The sequence below is a fragment of the Campylobacter pinnipediorum subsp. pinnipediorum genome, from assembly GCF_002021925.1.
GTDB lineage: Bacteria > Campylobacterota > Campylobacteria > Campylobacterales > Campylobacteraceae > Campylobacter_A > Campylobacter_A pinnipediorum.
This window is the reverse complement of record NZ_CP012546.1, coordinates 513,745-529,609: the sequence shown is the minus strand read 5'-3', so window position 1 is coordinate 529,609 and position 15,865 is coordinate 513,745. Positions and strand designations below refer to the sequence as shown.

The following is a 15,865-nucleotide window of genomic DNA, read 5'->3' as shown; positions in this document are numbered from 1 at the left end:
CCTTAAAGCATAACCTCGACTTTAGCAGAATCTTGTTTTAAAGCCTCTTTTTTTGCCTCTCTATCATCTTTTAGTTTTTTTGCTAGATCATCATCATTTAAAGCTAAAATTTGCATAGCCAAATATACTGAGTTTATAATACCTGCTTTGCCTATAGCAAGTGTTGCTACTGGCATACCACTTGGCATTTGAACAGTAGAATAAAGAGCATCAACACCATTTAAAGCACTAGCATCCATAGGAACACCTATAACTGGTTTTGTAGTATTTGCAGCAACAGCACCAGCAAGATGAGCAGCCATTCCAGCAGCAGCTATAAATACTTGAACTCCTTTTTCCTCAGCTTGTTTTATGTACTCTTGAGTTCTTTCAGGGCTTCTATGTGCTGAAGTAATTATAAGTTCATATTTAATCCCAAACTTATCAAACATTCTAGTCGCTTCACTAACTATATCATAATCACTCTTGCTACCCATCATTATAGATACAAATTTCATTAAAATTCCTTTCTTAAAAAGACAAAATTTGGCAGTTGTGATGGTAATTTTATCTCGTTTTCATTACCACTATGAATCTCGGTCATAAACTTACCCTTTTTAGTCATAAGTTGCTTAAAATTAATCCAATATTTTCCATCTTTTTTGTAAATTTTGCCAATCTCATTATCACACTCTAAAATATCAGCACCAAGTGGAGCAACTATCTCATAATCTTCATTTAAAATCATCTTAAATTTGCATTTTAGGTATTGACCGTCAACGCTGATAGCATGAACTTGATGTGTGCCTTCTTCAAGACTACTAAAATGATTTTGCGTATCCGTTCTCTCATAAGGTCTATGAACCAAATAGCCATCTGTAAAACCACGATTTTTAAGAGTATTTAATTCATGAGAGTATTTTTGAGAATCAAAATTTGAACTCAAAGAGTCATCAACCGCCATCCTGTAAGCTCTTGTTGTACAGGCCACATAATACTCACTCTTTGTTCTTCCTTCGATTTTTAAACTATCAATAACACCTGATTTTATAATATCGTCAATGTGGACTGAAAGATTTAAATCTTTGGAGTTCATAATATGAGTTCCACCCTCATTATCCTCCTCTAATCTAAATAAAGTTCCACTATCTGGATTTTTAGCATATAATTCATATTTAAATCTGCAATCATTAGCACAACTTCCACGGTTTGACATCCTACCGCTTTGAACAGAACTAACCAAACATCTACCAGAATATGCAAAACACATAGAACCATGAATAAAAATTTCTATCTCTAAACTAGGAATTTGTTCTTTAATTTTTATAACATCTTTTAGGTTCATTTCTCTGGCAACAACTATCCTACTAGCACCCATTTGATGATAAATTTTTGCATCAAGATAGTTCATCACATTTGCTTGAGTGCTTAAATGAACCTCTATATCAGGAGCTATCTCTTTTGCTAAAGACATAACACCTGGTGTTGCTATTATAAAAGCATCGGGTTTAAACTCAGATATGGTTTGTATATGTCTTTTTAAAGGTTCTATCTGGCCATTAAATGGAAAAGCATTTACGGTAGCATAAAATTTTTTTCCTCTTGCATGTGTGTAGTCTATTGCTTCTTTAAAACTTTGAAGATCAAACTCACGTGCAGAACGAGTTCTTAGTGAAAAACTAGCAACACTAGCATAAACCGCATCAGCCCCATATTCAAGTGCTATTTTTAACTTTGTCGTATTTCCAGCAGGACTTAAAAGCTCAGGTCTTTTCACTATTTACTGCCCAAACTTTCTATTAATGCCTCTATATCATCATTGCTAACTAAATTGTCTGTAGTTGTGTCTCCTGAAATATGAACAGCAGAACCAACCCTTTTTTCATCTTCTATCTTACCTTCAAATAAACTATTCATATATTTACTTAATGCTCGCATTACATTTATAACACGTTCTATTTTTTGACGATGAATATCTTGATATTGCATCATATCCATAGTCATCATAATTTCATCTTGTCCCATTTGAAGATTGCTTATAATGTCATCTAAATTTGATTTTAAAGAGTTGTTTTTTTCAAGGGCTTCTTTAAATGTTGATACATTTGGAAATTTTTCACTTAAAGTACTAAGAAGCTGTATATTTTCATCTATGCCTGATTTTAGTGAAACACAACCGCTTTCTGCATCCATACAAAAATTATTGATAGTTTCAAGTTTATCAAACATCTCAGTAGCTTTTGCTTCACTATCTCTTGTAACATCATCAAGCTGATGAACCATCTTGTGATCTTCTGTTGGTGGTGGTGGTGGCCAAGCAGATTCGGCACTAACTCTATACCCATCATATTCATCTAGTTTTTCTAATTTTTCCTTGGAAGATGAATCTGGTTTTGATTCAACTACTTCACTTTTATCATCTTTTGTTGATTCTTCGGATGGCTCCACACTAATCTGTTCCGTATCATCAAGACCTCCTGCCATCAATGCATCAAGTTCTTCTTGGGTCATAAAAACTCCTAATTTAGTCTAAAGTAATGTGATTATACTATCACTTGTTTTAAAGCTAACTTTAAATAAAATAAATATTTAAATTTTGATATAATATCATAATTCATGTCAAAAAATTAATTATTCTAAATATACAAAAATCTTTTGATTTTAAAACTTATACATATATTAAAATTATAGATATATTTTATTGCTTTTTAAAGTAGGTGCATTTTTATATAAGTTTTATCTTAGATGGTAAAATTTATGGTAAAATAAAAAAATAAACGTAAGTTAATACAGGAGAGATGAATGGGAAAATTTGTAAAAGACGTAGATCATTTTTTTGATTTTTGTAAAGAAAATGAAGTTAAATTTGTTGATTTTAGATTTACTGATATAAATGGAACTTGGCATCATATGTCGTACAATGCAAAATCCGTTACAAAAGATATGTTTTTAAAAGGTGTTCCATTTGACGCTAGTTCTTTTTCTGGTTGGCAACCGATACATCAATCAGACATGATGTTAATGCCTGAAGCAACCAGTGCATTTTTAGATCCATTTACTGCTGATATAACTATAGTTGTTTTTTGCGACATATATGATATATACAAAGGGCAAATGTATGAAAAATGCCCTCGCTCGATAGCAAAAAAAGCAATGGCACATTTAAAAGAAAGTGGAATTGGCGATATTGCTTGTTTTGGTCCTGAAAATGAATTTTTTGTATTTGATAATGTAAAGATAATTGATAAAACAAATTGTGCTATGTATGAAGTTGACACAGAAGAAGGCGAATGGAATGACGATAAAGATTTTACAGATAGTTACAACACGGGACATCGCCCAAGAAAAAAAGGCGGATACTTTCCTTGCCAACCAGTAGATAGTATGGTTGATCTAAGGGCTGAAATGGTTCAGGTTTTAGAACAAGTTGGACTTGAAACTTTTGCAGTTCACCACGAAGTAGCACAAGGACAGGGCGAAATAGGTGTAAAGTTTGGAACATTGGTAGAGGCTGCTGATAATGTTCAAATTTATAAATATGTAGTAAAAATGGTAGCTCACTTAAACGGTAAAACAGCAACATTTATGCCAAAACCACTTTATGGAGATAATGGTAGCGGAATGCACGTTCATCAATCAATTTGGAAAGATGGAAAAAATCTATTTTATAAAGAAGGCGAGTATGCAAATTTAAGCGATTTTGCACGCCACTATATAGGTGGTGTTTTAAAACATGCTAGAAGTGTTGCTGCCTTTACAAACCCTAGCACAAACTCTTATAAAAGACTAATTCCTGGCTTTGAAGCACCTTCAATTTTAACTTATTCTAGTCAAAATCGTTCAGCATCTGTAAGAATTCCTTATGGTTCTGGAGAAAACTCAGCAAGAGCTGAAATGCGTTTTCCAGATAGCACAGCTTGCCCTTATCTAGCATTTACAGCTATGCTTATGGCTGGGATTGATGGCGTTAAAAACAAAATAGAACCTGTTGGCCCTATGGATGAAAACTTATTTATACTAACTCTAGATGAAATCCGTCAAAAAGGAATAGAACAACTTCCACATACATTAAGGGGTAGCTTGGAAGCTTTAATTCGTTGCAATGATTATTTAAAACCAGTAATGACAGATGGTTTTATAGATGCGTTCCAGCACTTAAAATTTGAAACTCAAGTTTGGCCTTATGAAGCAAGACCAACTGCTTATGAGTTTAAAACTTGCTATTCTTGCTAAAATAAATAAGAAGTGTAGATAAAATAAGCCTACACTTCTTCATAATACTTATTTAATTTTTACTACTTGCTGCCTAATAAAAAAGGCAACATCATGAACGCGCAAAACAATATTTTAAATATACAACAAGACAATAGTCTTATAAAAACTCAAAAGAAAATTTTAATTATATTTTAAACAATGTCAAGCCAAAAATTCATCCTGATAGCGATAAAAATTTTACAAAAATGAGTCTTGATGATTTTCGAAAATCATTAGTAAAATATGACGCATTTAGTTTTATGATAAAAATGCAAATGGACTGGATATCCAAAAATAGAAGAAAAAAGAGCGGAGTTGGAGTTAAATTTAGAGCTACACGATAATTCAAAAACAGATAAATAAAAATCAGAAATTACACAAACAATAGAAGATATATTAAAAGATTATAAGCAAGAGTTAATAAAGAAAATAAAACAAAAAATAGAGCAAGAGAAAATACAATCAGAAAGCCAAATTCAAAAAAATAGTTTAGCTGCCTTACTAAAAAAGTTACAAAATATATAAATTTAAAAACTATAAGCAAAGAAATACTTGACTTATCGTTAAATTTAAATCTATTTTAACCCTGCCCAATCTTTTGCATAATTTAAAGATGTTTTTAATGGAACATTTAGCTTTGTTATATTTTGCATTATATTTTGTGCCTTTTTACCAAATTCTTGAGCATACTCATCTTTTACTTCAAATATAAGTTCATCGTGAATTTGCAATAAAAGTTTTGCGTTTTCATCTGTAATTTTTGCAATCTCAACCATTGACATTTTAATAATATCGGCCGCTGAGCCTTGGAATTTTGTATTTACGGCTTCCCTTTCATACATAGCTAGTTGCATAGGTGTAGCATTTATAAAATCAAAATACCTCTTTCTTCCAAGCAAAGTAGTAGTAAAACCATCCTCTCTTGCTTTTATTTTAATACCTTCTAAAAAATCTTTTATTGTAGGAAATGCTTTGAAATAAAGGCTTATATACTCTTTTGCCTGAGCTCTTGAAATGCTTATTTGATTGCTTAATTTACTAGCACCCATTCCATATATAAGACCAAAATTTATACTTTTTGCAACTGATCTTTTTTGATCATCAAACTCTCCAAAAATACTAATAGCAGTTCTTGTATGTATATCTTCATCATCTAAAAAAGCTTTTACAAGAGCTTCGTCCTGGCTAAAATGAGCCAAAAGCCTTAACTCTATCTGAGAATAATCAAGCCCAACAAAACTAAACCCATCTTTTGCAACAAAAGCAGATCTAACATCTTTTGCAAGATGCCCTCTTGCTGGGATATTTTGCAAATTTGGATTTTTAGAAGATAGCCTGCCGGTACTTGTACCGGTTTGTAAAAAACTTGTATAAATTCTTGAGTTTTTATCCTTTAAGGCTAGATTTAAAAGTGGTTCGCAGTATGTATTTTGAAGCTTATAAAGCTCTCTATATGATAGTATTTTTGGTATCACTTCGTGAGAATCAATCAAGTCATTAAGTACACTTTCATCTGTACTATAACCTGTTTTTGTCTTTTTTTTAGCCGGCAAGTTTAATTTATCAAATAGTATCGTTCCAAGTTGTTGAACTGAGTTGATATTAAAATTTTCACCAGAAAGTGTGTAAATTTCACTCGTAAGCTCTTTGAGCTTAGTGTCATTTGACATTATAAGCTCTCTTAGTTTTTCAATATCTAGCTTTATACCTTCGCTTTCCATATCAAGCAATACTTTTATAAAAGAAAACTCTAGCTTATCTGCGAGTTCTAGCAAATTTGGCTCAAGCAAATTTAAAAAGCTTTTATAAAATTTAAGAGTTATCCATGCATCTTCGGAAGCATATTTGCAAGCAATTTGCAAGTCAACATCGGCAAAAGTTTCATTTTTCTTGACAATACTTTCAAATTTCAAGGTCTCATAATTATTATAAAGTCGTTTTGCTAATGCATCCATTCCAACAGCCATTGCTGGTTCGCTAAGCCAAGCAAGTATCATTGTATCTTTATAATTTTTTGGTGGGTTTATATCTAAATTATTTTTTACAACAGCAAAATCATATTTTAGATTATGACCTATCACGCAACCTGAATAAATTTGTGAAACAGCCCAAGCACAAAACCCCAAATCTATCTGCTTCCCAACACCAAGATATGAGTGGGCTACCGGAACATAATAACTCTCATCTTCATTAAAACAAAACGAAAATCCAACTAATTTTGCAACACTAACATCAACACTAGTAGTTTCTGTATCAAAAGCAACTATTGTTTCACTTGTGATAGTGCTTAGAATTTCTTGTAATTTTTCTTCATCAGTTATCAAAATAGGATTAAATTTCAAATCCAAAACATCTTTTGTATCTTGTGCTTTAAGGTTTTTTATAATTTTATTCAAATCATACTCATAAAGAGTGTCTACAATACTTAAAAGAGGATTTTCGGTTGGAAAAGTTGCTTTATCAAGTGGCAAATCAACAAAAGCATCATCAAAAAGAGTGGCTAGCTTTTTACTTAAAAAAGCACTATCTTTTCCTTCTATAAGCATATTTTTTGTTCGTTCGTTTAACACCAAACTTAGATTGTTATAAATATCTTCTATATCTTTAAACTCATCTAAAAGTTTTTTAGCCCCCTTTGCACCAATACCTTTTACACCGGGGATATTATCAGAAGTATCTCCAATAAGTGCTAGAAAATCAAGTATTTTTTCAGGTCTTACACCATATTTTTCTAAGCACGAATTCGAATCATGTTCTATCTTGGTTATTGGGCTATAAATACTTACTTTGCCATCATCTATAAGCTGATAAAGGTCTTTATCATGAGTAACAACTCTAACAAATATATCTTTTGATTTTGCTATTTTTACAGCACTTGCAATTATATCATCTGCCTCATAGCCATCTTTATTTATAGCACAAAGCCCCATATCTTCTATCATTTTTATACAAATTGGAAGTTGCTCTTTTAGCTCTTTTGGTGGTTCGCTTCTATTTGCTTTATATTCATTATCTATATCATGGCGCAATGTTTTACCCTTGCTATCAAGAGCAAAAATTATATAATCACTTTCAAACTCATCTTTTAAATTATTTATAAAACTTGCAAAACCACTTATCATCCCACTTGGATTTCCTTGTTTATTTTTTAAGTGAGGCATAGCATAGTAGAGTCTGAAAAAAAATCCAAATGTATCTATTATCGTAAGTATTTTTTTACTCATAAATTTGCCTTTAAAATCATTAAAATTTCATATTTTTTTTATATTAGATATAGCATTTAGCATTAAATCTGTATCAAAACCGCACTCTTGTGCTAAATTCTGAGCATTTGTAATACTCTTACTACTAAAAGACTCTTTGCAATTTATTAAGTTCCTTATAATTATAAGAGCATAAGAACCTTGCTTAATCCATTCTGGTGAATTTTTAGGATCTTGAGAATATCTTATTATATCTACTATATTTTGAGCAAACTCCCAATGTTCAAAAATATCTGCAGTAAGTAAAATACTCGTAGTTTCAAAATAATTCATTTCCACATCAGATACATTATCAGAAGAAATAATATCATCTTTAAAAACAATTTTTTTATCCATTCTTATAATTTGATCTGCAAGAATTATTTTTCCAGTATTTTGTAGAAGTGCACATAAAAATATATCATCGACTAAATTTGGATTTAATCTCTTAAACCATTCTCTAGCTATCGCACCTTGAGTATTTGATATATCGACAAAATCTTGAAGACTGATATTATAAGGACTTAAATCCATTTTTAAAATATTTTTTATAGTCAAACTCGTAACCAGAGCTTTTGTCATGTGCTTTCCAAAAAGACTTACAGCTTGAAGCACGGTTTTTATCTGTCTGCTAAAACCATAAAGTGGAGAATTTGCTATTTTTAATATATCAGCAACAAGCATAGGATCATTTTCTATTGCTTTAGCAACTTCATCTATGCCACCATCTCCGTTACAAGCTGATTCTATTTTTTTAAAACTTTCCGGTAAAGACGGAAGGCTTTTTACTCTTTTTTTTAATTCATCTATCATTTATTAGCACTCCTAAACATATTGATTGATTTTAACAAAAAATTACTTTGAGATTTATTTTATAAATTTTAAGATTATTTTTTTAAAGTATATAATTAAAAAGGCGGGGACAACCCGCCAATTTAAAAAGGAGTTAAGTTTTGATTGCTTGTTGAAATTATATATCAACTTGGTTAACCAACGGCTAATCAAAGCTTATCTTTTCTTCTCGCGGAACACTTATTATATTTTTTCTATTTTTAAAAGTTCTTTTTATCTTTTTTTCTTCTATTTTTGGGCGTATTAACAACATTTCTTTTATATTGTCTCCATAAAATGTAGCATATACCAAATCACCCTTATTATGATAAAACTTAGCAGAACAAAAGCTAGCATTGCTAAGCTTTAAATTTGATGTATCTGTGGCAACTATTTGATAACAATATTTTCCACCATCATAACTAAGCTCTGTAATATAACCTTTGATAGTTGACATCTTTTTTACTTTCTTAACAACAATTTTCTTTTGTAATGGTTGAGCTTTAGTATTTAAAAAAGCACATCCAGAAAAAAGAATACATAGGACTAAGCTTAAAAAATATTTTAACACTTACTTAAACCAACTTTTTATTTTTTCAAATACACTATCGTGATTTTTTGTGCTTTCTCCACTTTTTATATCAAAGCTCTCTTGAAGTTCTTGCAACAACTCTTTTTGTTTATCTGATAATTTTTTTGGTGTTTGAATAGAGATTTGAACTATAAAATTACCTTTATAGTTTGAACTTACATTTTTTACACCTTCATTTTCAAAAACAAATTGTTGCTTATCTTTTGCACCAATAGGAAGCTCGAGCATTTTTGTACCGCGAAGTGTTGGTATATTTATACTATCCCCTAATATAGCTTGAGTAAAAAACACAGGTATTTCAACATATATATCATCATTATGTCTTACAAAATACTCATCTTCTTTTACATTAACTACTATATAAAGATCCCCAACCGCTCCAGATGAACTTTTATTTCCTTTTCCAACAGCTCTTATACGCATACCGCTATTAATACCTTCGGGGATATTTATCTTAAGACTAGATCTTATTTCTTCATATGTTTTTCCTTTGCATTCAGGACATTTTTCTTTGATTATCTTTCCTGTTCCACCACAATGAGGACAGTCTTGAACAAAGCTCATAAAACCTCTAGTTTGAGATATTCTACCCCTACCTCCACAATGAGGACAAGTTGTTGTTTTACCATCTTTGCTTCCTGTCGCATTACAAGCCTTACAAGGGTGTTTTGTGGTATATTCTATCTCTTTTTCACAGCCAAAAATCGCCTCATTAAACTCAATAGTAATAGATATTTCAAGATCTGTGTGATATTTATCTGTATTTCTTCTTCTTTCTCTTTGCGAAAATCCATCTCCAAAAAATGAACTAAAAATATCGCCTATATCAAAATCAAATCCGCTGCTGCCAAATCCTCCAGCACCATTTAAACCATCTTTTCCATATCTATCATAAATAGCTCTTTTGTTATCATCACTTAAAACCTGATATGCTTCATTGACTAATTTAAATTTATCTTCTGATTCTTTATCTCCTGCATTTCTATCTGGATGATATTTTAATGCCAATTTTCTATATGCTTTTTTTATAGCTTCAGGGGTGGCATCTCTTTGTATTTCAAGTATTTCATAATAATCAAGTTCCACAATACATTCCTAATTTTAATTTGTTAATTTATTAAAGCGATGATTTTATCTAAAAAATCTGAATTTAAAGAATACTACACTCTTTTGAACCCATTTTAAACTCAAATAGTAATTTTGCTTTTTCAAAATAAAAAAGATGTTCTATCTTGATTCCTAAATCAAATAATTTCAAAACAACTTTATCATTACAAGAATTTTTTATAGCTATATCTTTTAATTCTTTTATATATTCTTTTAGCTTTTTATCTTTAAATTTAGAAACCGGCTTACTCATAGTGTCATTAACCCTATACTTATACAATATACTATCTCCAACATTTAATAAAGCTGTTAAAGTAAGATTGTCGTTACATCTAAACGGCAAAGCGGTTTTATAAATTTCATAATGTCTTTTTGCAAAACCATAGTTATCATTTCCAAATAAAAACAGACAAAAAAATAATATAAAAAATCTCAAAAACACTATTTGTTAAACCAAAACCCTTTGTATAAAAGGTGATAATTTTACCAAAATATCATATTCTATTGTATTAAAATACTTAGCAAAAACAGCAGCATCATCAAATACACAAACACTATCTCCGCTATCTATACAGCTAAAACTATCCATAGACATAGTTCCTAAAATTTTATTTTTATTGGCTAAAAATAAATCACCAACTCCATTATATCTTAACAACCCATCACCATAACCAAGATCATAGGTAGCTATTTTTATATCTTTTGTTGTGGTAAATTTAGCCCCATATCCAACAGAACTTCCAGCTTTTAAAATACGATCACTTACTTTATCAGCCCATAGGCTAAGGACTGGTTTTAATGATAAAGAGTTATTAAACTGACAATAACCAAACTGTGACATACCTATCCTAACAAGCTCATCATATAATTCATAGACTCTTTCTAATCCAGCTGAATTATGAGAATGAAAAATAGGGTTTTGAAATTTTTGACTTATACAAAAATTTTTAATTCTTTCTTTTGTTTTGTTAAAATTTTGTTTTTGAACAAAATAATCAGCATTTAAAATATCAGCTGATCTAAAATGAGTAAAAGCTCCAAGCAAAATTATATTTTTATCTTTTATAATCTCAAACGCCAAATCTAGCTCATCATACGAAATACCATTTCTGTGCATCAAAGTATCTATGGCAAGATGTATTTTAGTGTTATTTTTAATTTTTCTTAAAGAAGCTATATCATTAATGGCATATATAAATTCACTATTTTCATCTCCGTTTGGTATATGAGATAAAACAAGAATTTTTTCAAAAAAATCAACAAGCTCAAAAGCTTCTCTTTCATCTTTAACAGCACAAAACTTAAAGCCTAATTCACTAGCAAGTGGAGCTAAGGCAGTAGCACCATGCCCATAAGCATTATCTTTAAGAACAAGAATGATTCTATCTTTAGACCCGATCTTCTTTGTTATTTGATTTAAGTTATTTTTATAAGCTTTGGTATCTAATTTTATCTTAGACATTTTAATCTATCTCATATGCTTTATAAACATCTATCAGTAATTTTCTAACACTGTAATCATAAGCATAAAATTTAGCATACACATCTTTTAAATCTACATCTTTTTGTTTATCAAAATCAAAAATGTCAGTACCTTCTTTTTTTGGAACAACAGAATCCAATAAATCAAAAAAATCAGACCTTGCTTTAAATAAATCTTTTATTTTTTGTTCAACTAATTCTTTTTGCATTTTTTAATCCTCTACTAAAATTTTTATCTTGTCATCAACAAGTTTTATATATAAAGTTTTTTCACCATTAAATTTATAGTTTGATGTGCTATAATTTTCATAAAATACAACTCTAAACATTGTTTCATTTTTAAAATTTGGATAAGGGCTTATTATAAATTTTGAAAAAACTATATTTTTAAGCTCTTTTCTTGAAAATATACTTTTTTTAAAGCTAGCAAATTTCTCAAAACTCATACCGTCATATCTTTTAAAATTCTTATCGTAAAAATTCAAATAAGAATCTATATCGCTTTCAGTCCATGCTTTTTTCCATGCAAAAATTTGAGAAAAGATAGTCGCTATTTGATCTGTTGTCGCTTTTTTAATATCGTTTTCATATATTATAGCTAAGCTCTTTTTATAATCAATAATTTTATCATATTGCATTAAGATATTATTTTCCATAACAACACAACCTTTTGTGTTTATCTCATCTTCTCTGCTTCCATTTATAGGAAATCCATGTATCCATATACCACTACCTGTTTTATTTGATAGTTTATCATGCAAATTTGGATACGATAGAGAAAAAGCTAAAGGCCCAAGATATGAATCTAATGGGGTAAATCTTCTTGTTAATTGATAAACACCAACTGGAGTTTTCAAATCGCCCTCAACAAGTTTATTGCCAAGCTTCCCAACTAAAATATTTGTATTGAAAGTTTTTTCTAGCTTGCCATTGGAATACTTATAAACTTCAAGATATTTTTTTTCTTTACTAACAACAGTGAGTAAAGCTTCTTCATCATAATAACCAAAATCAAGTTGAATACCTTCTAGTCTTTTAGTCCAAAAGTCTTTACTTAATATATTCTTTTCAATAGTTTTTATAACCTCATTGCTGCCTTTTTTAAGATACATATCCTCATAATCAACAGCATTTAAACATATAATTGCAAACACAAATAAAGCAAAAAGAATTCTTGGCATTTGATAGATTCCTTGATATAAAAAATTAATTTATTTTAAAGATATGAATTATATCTTTAAAAGTTTAATGTAAATTTATAAGCAATATTTAAAAGATAAAATTTTAAAATTAAACAAAAAGAAATTTAAAAGAAAGTGAGAATAAATTTATGAAAAAGTTATTTGTATTTTTTATATTTTTAACATATTGTTTTTCTGGAGAAATTGAGATAAGCAATGTATTTGCAAAACAGACAATGGATCACAAAAATGGTGCTGTTTTTATGGATATAACAAATAATTTAGAAGCTGATGTAAAAATCATAGGTGCAAGTTCAAGTGCATATGAGGCAGTTGAATTACATACTCATAAGATAATGGATAATATGATGGCTATGGTAAAAATCAATGATATAGATATACCAAAAGACTCCACTATAAAATTAATGCCAAAAGGTCTACACTTTATGCTTTTTGGCGCAAAAAAAGAAATCAACAATAACAAAGGCATAGATTTAACCATTAATTTTAATACAGGTAAAAGTGTAACAATAAAAAATATTTTATTGTTTGATGCAAAGAAAAAATTATTTTTAGAAAAATAAAATGAAAAAAATCTATACCACATTAATTTTATTGATAATTCTCATTATCGCTTTATTTTTTATTTTTAATAATAAAGATGAAAATGTATTACCGGAGCCTACAGCCGAAGTATATTTAAAACCATTAAAGTGTGATTTAAATAATAAAAAATGTGATATAGTTTTTGAAGATAAAAAGCTAGAATTTGAAATAAACCCAAAACCAATACTACCAATGCAACCAGTTATATTTAGCATAAAGGGATTGGAAAATTTTAACTATAAAAATTTAAGCTTAGAATTTTACGGTCTTGATATGGATATGGGTATCATTAAAGCAAAGCTAAAAAAAGATAATGATAATACTTTTAGTTCAAAAATAGTTCTTAGTGCTTGTGTGCTTGATAAAATGAGATATAGGTTTGAAATTCTCAACAATAATGAGAAAACAGGTATCTATATAGATTTTGATATCAAGATGTGAAAGAAAAATATGAAAAAGATTATATCAATATTAACTACTATTTTAATTTTAATTGCTTTTGTTTTATTTATAAATAAAGGAAAAGCAAATAAATATGATTTTGTAGCACAAACTCAAAACAAAGAGATAAAGCTAAGAGATTTAGATGGAGAATATAAAATTTTATATTTTGGCTATCTATTTTGTCCTGATGTGTGTCCAGCTACGCTTTTTAGGGTATCTGAGGTGCTATCAAAAATCAACAGACAAGATATAAAACTTTTGTTTGCTACACTTGATAAAGAAAGAGATACACCAGAACAACTCCAAGAGATGGTGAGTAATTTTTATAATAATTCGCTTGGTATAAAAATGAAAGATTTAGACAAAGTAGCAAAAGCATACAATGTAAAATATAAAAAGATACAAATGCCAGACTCTGCGATAAAATATTCAATCGCGCACTCTTCTGCTATATACCTACTTGATAAAAATGGCGACCTTTTCACAGAAGTTTCAAATTTAACAGAAGAAGATATAACACAAGCTATACAGGACATGATAAAACAAAGACCTTAATGATTAAAAATTAAATAGTATGTATTAAAACCGGATATAATCAACTCAAAAACTCAGCATGGTCAAAATAATATTTTAAAAATACTTATTCAATCTAAACAAAGAACTTCATTAAATCTTACATAATACTCCCAAACATTTATAAAAACCATATTATCAAGTCATAATTTTAAAATAGAGATATCTCTCCTACGAATTAAATCCAAGCTTTTTAATGCCGAAATTAATAAAGCGTTTGTATCTATCTATTATTATTTAAAAGATTTTATACTTTATATTAAACTTGGATTTTGAAAAATTAATTTATAAATAAAGATGATTTTTTGGACTTTTATTTTTCAACAAAACAATAAGACACAAAAGATAAATATTAAAATTTACTATACTAAAATATTCTTATGTGATATTTTTTACTTGAGTTATTTTGAATTATTTAAAAATATATAATCTATTTTTAAAAGTCTAATTTTTTATATCGTTAATGGTTTATACGAATTTATATAAAAACCAATAAGAAAAATCTTATTGGTTTTTGAAATTATTAATGTAGTTCTTTCCAGACTTTTATCTTCCAAAGTGTAGCAAACACACCAAGTATAAAGAAATAAATCATAGTATAAAAACCTACACTTGATCTCTCATCTTTTTTACTGTCGCCAATTTTTTCAAGATAAGACACAACTTGATCTTCAGATTCTTTTGTTAAACCAACTCTAGGCATAGCAGTAGCCAAAAGCATTTTTTGAGGATCGTTAATAAATTTATTTAGATAATTATCAGAATTTTTAGATCTTATCATCATAGATAAATCAGGTGGATTTGAACCCATATAATTCGCTAAATCAATTCTGTTACCAAGCATATATTTTTTATCATATTTTATATCATGACAACGTTGACAAGCATCTTCAAAAAGCTTAGAATCACTAATCTTTCCATTTTCTTTTATATATTTAGCTGATACTGATTTTAAATAAGCAACTAAATCTGCTAATTCTGCATTCATATCATCACCACCTACACCATAAAACTCAGGCATAGGAAATCCTCTTTCTTCGCCAAATTTATGATTTAATTTCATAGCCATAACTGGATTTTTTATAACAGCTGCCAAGAAACTCTCATCATATATAGCACCTGCTGTGCTTAAATCAGGAGCAACAACACCAAAACTAGAGCTAGAAGTAGCGTTATCCATAGGTGCATCGAAACCAGCAGTTTTTATTCCATGACATCCAGTACAACCAGCATTCGCAAAAACATCTGCACCACGAACAGCATCCGCACTTTTAAAATCTATAGCTTTAATATCATTCCAGAAAGATTTATAATCATTAAGATTTTTTTCTGCTTTTTGCACATCAAATTTTGCATTTTCAATTTTTTTACCATCTCCACTTACTTCTGCTTTTTCAAGTGCTATTTTTGAAGACTCAAGCATGCTTTTTGAATAACTATCATCTCCCGCAGCAAAATCATAAACAGCAGGGTCTGTATGAGGATGTAGCTCATGATGAGCATAAGGCTCTATACCCCAATATAAAATACCTGAAAGAAAGACAACTATGGCAAATATTTTTAACTCTTTCATA

General features: G+C 29.3%; 16 protein-coding genes. 4 read left to right on the top strand and 12 right to left on the bottom strand.

All coding sequences use genetic code 11. The annotated features are described in order from the left end of the window. Positions 1–2: 2 nt before the first annotated feature. The 3 genes from purE to CPIN17260_RS02735 are packed head-to-tail and all read right to left on the bottom strand — an operon-like array spanning position 3 to position 2,490. The gene (gene purE / locus CPIN17260_RS02745) at positions 3–497 is read right to left on the bottom strand and encodes a 5-(carboxyamino)imidazole ribonucleotide mutase (RefSeq protein WP_078387493.1); all 495 of its coding nucleotides are present in this window, start codon (positions 495–497) and stop codon (positions 3–5) included. Next, on the bottom strand, positions 497–1,756 hold the full coding sequence (locus CPIN17260_RS02740; RefSeq protein ID WP_078440528.1) for a peptidase U32 family protein: 1,260 nt from the start codon (positions 1,754–1,756) through the stop codon (positions 497–499). The genes purE and CPIN17260_RS02740 overlap by 1 nt, the downstream gene beginning before the upstream one ends. Further along, positions 1,756–2,490 (bottom strand): chemotaxis protein, encoded by a 735-nt coding sequence (locus CPIN17260_RS02735; protein WP_069632927.1) that lies wholly within the window; start codon positions 2,488–2,490, stop codon positions 1,756–1,758. The genes CPIN17260_RS02740 and CPIN17260_RS02735 overlap by 1 nt, the downstream gene beginning before the upstream one ends. A gap of 291 nt (positions 2,491–2,781) precedes the next feature. Here CPIN17260_RS02735 and glnA point away from each other — a divergent pair, with 291 nt between their 5' ends. Continuing rightward, positions 2,782–4,212, top strand: a complete 1,431-nt coding sequence (gene glnA / locus CPIN17260_RS02730) for a type I glutamate--ammonia ligase (RefSeq protein WP_078387492.1) — start codon at positions 2,782–2,784, stop codon at positions 4,210–4,212. Between the two features lie 596 nt (positions 4,213–4,808). On the opposite strand, the gene polA is transcribed toward glnA, so the two are convergent. The 8 genes from polA to CPIN17260_RS02690 form a co-directional block, all read right to left on the bottom strand. Further along, positions 4,809–7,457 carry a DNA polymerase I gene (gene polA / locus CPIN17260_RS02725; RefSeq protein WP_078440527.1) on the bottom strand — a complete coding sequence of 883 codons (2,649 nt, stop codon included), beginning with the start codon at positions 7,455–7,457 and terminating at the stop codon, positions 4,809–4,811. A gap of 27 nt (positions 7,458–7,484) precedes the next feature. Next, positions 7,485–8,288: an HDOD domain-containing protein gene (locus CPIN17260_RS02720; protein WP_069637941.1), complete on the bottom strand. Its 804-nt coding sequence runs from the start codon at positions 8,286–8,288 to the stop codon at positions 7,485–7,487. Between the two features lie 184 nt (positions 8,289–8,472). Continuing rightward, positions 8,473–8,763 (bottom strand): hypothetical protein, encoded by a 291-nt coding sequence (locus tag CPIN17260_RS02715; RefSeq protein ID WP_141080347.1) that lies wholly within the window; start codon positions 8,761–8,763, stop codon positions 8,473–8,475. 114 nt (positions 8,764–8,877) lie between these two features. Continuing rightward, positions 8,878–9,984: a molecular chaperone DnaJ gene (dnaJ, locus tag CPIN17260_RS02710; RefSeq protein WP_078440526.1), complete on the bottom strand. Its 1,107-nt coding sequence runs from the start codon at positions 9,982–9,984 to the stop codon at positions 8,878–8,880. Positions 9,985–10,048: 64 nt separating this feature from the next. Continuing rightward, the gene (locus CPIN17260_RS02705; protein WP_078387489.1) at positions 10,049–10,441 is read right to left on the bottom strand and encodes a hypothetical protein; all 393 of its coding nucleotides are present in this window, start codon (positions 10,439–10,441) and stop codon (positions 10,049–10,051) included. Positions 10,442–10,453: 12 nt separating this feature from the next. Further along, a complete protein-coding gene (locus CPIN17260_RS02700; protein WP_078387488.1) occupies positions 10,454–11,467 on the bottom strand; it encodes an alanine racemase in 1,014 nt (337 codons plus the stop codon). A gap of 1 nt (position 11,468) precedes the next feature. Beyond that, the gene (gene cmeU / locus CPIN17260_RS02695; protein WP_069632920.1) at positions 11,469–11,696 is read right to left on the bottom strand and encodes a CmeU family protein; all 228 of its coding nucleotides are present in this window, start codon (positions 11,694–11,696) and stop codon (positions 11,469–11,471) included. A 3-nt stretch (positions 11,697–11,699) separates the two neighbouring features. Next, complete coding sequence (locus CPIN17260_RS02690) at positions 11,700–12,668, bottom strand: L,D-transpeptidase family protein (RefSeq protein WP_069632919.1); 969 nt, start codon at positions 12,666–12,668, stop codon at positions 11,700–11,702. Positions 12,669–12,817: 149 nt separating this feature from the next. Between CPIN17260_RS02690 and CPIN17260_RS02685 the strand changes: the two genes are divergently transcribed. Genes CPIN17260_RS02685 through CPIN17260_RS02675 form a run of 3 tightly spaced genes read left to right on the top strand, consistent with a single transcriptional unit; the run spans position 12,818 to position 14,273 of the window. Next, the gene (locus CPIN17260_RS02685) at positions 12,818–13,252 is read left to right on the top strand and encodes a copper chaperone PCu(A)C (protein ID WP_069632918.1); all 435 of its coding nucleotides are present in this window, start codon (positions 12,818–12,820) and stop codon (positions 13,250–13,252) included. Position 13,253: 1 nt separating this feature from the next. Then, a complete protein-coding gene (locus tag CPIN17260_RS02680) occupies positions 13,254–13,715 on the top strand; it encodes a hypothetical protein (RefSeq protein WP_069632917.1) in 462 nt (153 codons plus the stop codon). Between the two features lie 9 nt (positions 13,716–13,724). Further along, complete coding sequence (locus tag CPIN17260_RS02675) at positions 13,725–14,273, top strand: SCO family protein (protein ID WP_069632916.1); 549 nt, start codon at positions 13,725–13,727, stop codon at positions 14,271–14,273. Positions 14,274–14,814: 541 nt separating this feature from the next. On the opposite strand, the gene CPIN17260_RS02670 is transcribed toward CPIN17260_RS02675, so the two are convergent. Next, complete coding sequence (locus CPIN17260_RS02670) at positions 14,815–15,864, bottom strand: c-type cytochrome (RefSeq protein ID WP_078440525.1); 1,050 nt, start codon at positions 15,862–15,864, stop codon at positions 14,815–14,817. Position 15,865 lies beyond the last annotated feature (1 nt).

Bases quoted from the DNA above. Each gene is read 5' to 3' on its own strand.
- CPIN17260_RS02735 (WP_069632927.1), bottom strand. From the start codon at position 2,490: ATGACCCAAGAAGAACTTGATGCATTGATGGCAGGAGGTCTTGATGAT.
- CPIN17260_RS02690 (WP_069632919.1), bottom strand. From the start codon at position 12,668: ATGCCAAGAATTCTTTTTGCTTTATTTGTGTTTGCAATTATATGTTTA.
- glnA (WP_078387492.1), top strand. From the start codon at position 2,782: ATGGGAAAATTTGTAAAAGACGTAGATCATTTTTTTGATTTTTGTAAA.
- CPIN17260_RS02720 (WP_069637941.1), bottom strand. From the start codon at position 8,288: ATGATAGATGAATTAAAAAAAAGAGTAAAAAGCCTTCCGTCTTTACCG.
- CPIN17260_RS02715 (WP_141080347.1), bottom strand. From the start codon at position 8,763: ATGTCAACTATCAAAGGTTATATTACAGAGCTTAGTTATGATGGTGGA.
- CPIN17260_RS02675 (WP_069632916.1), top strand. From the start codon at position 13,725: ATGAAAAAGATTATATCAATATTAACTACTATTTTAATTTTAATTGCT.
- CPIN17260_RS02685 (WP_069632918.1), top strand. From the start codon at position 12,818: ATGAAAAAGTTATTTGTATTTTTTATATTTTTAACATATTGTTTTTCT.
- CPIN17260_RS02700 (WP_078387488.1), bottom strand. From the start codon at position 11,467: ATGTCTAAGATAAAATTAGATACCAAAGCTTATAAAAATAACTTAAAT.
- CPIN17260_RS02680 (WP_069632917.1), top strand. From the start codon at position 13,254: ATGAAAAAAATCTATACCACATTAATTTTATTGATAATTCTCATTATC.
- polA (WP_078440527.1), bottom strand. From the start codon at position 7,457: ATGAGTAAAAAAATACTTACGATAATAGATACATTTGGATTTTTTTTC.
- CPIN17260_RS02670 (WP_078440525.1), bottom strand. From the start codon at position 15,864: ATGAAAGAGTTAAAAATATTTGCCATAGTTGTCTTTCTTTCAGGTATT.
- purE (WP_078387493.1), bottom strand. From the start codon at position 497: ATGAAATTTGTATCTATAATGATGGGTAGCAAGAGTGATTATGATATA.
- cmeU (WP_069632920.1), bottom strand. From the start codon at position 11,696: ATGCAAAAAGAATTAGTTGAACAAAAAATAAAAGATTTATTTAAAGCA.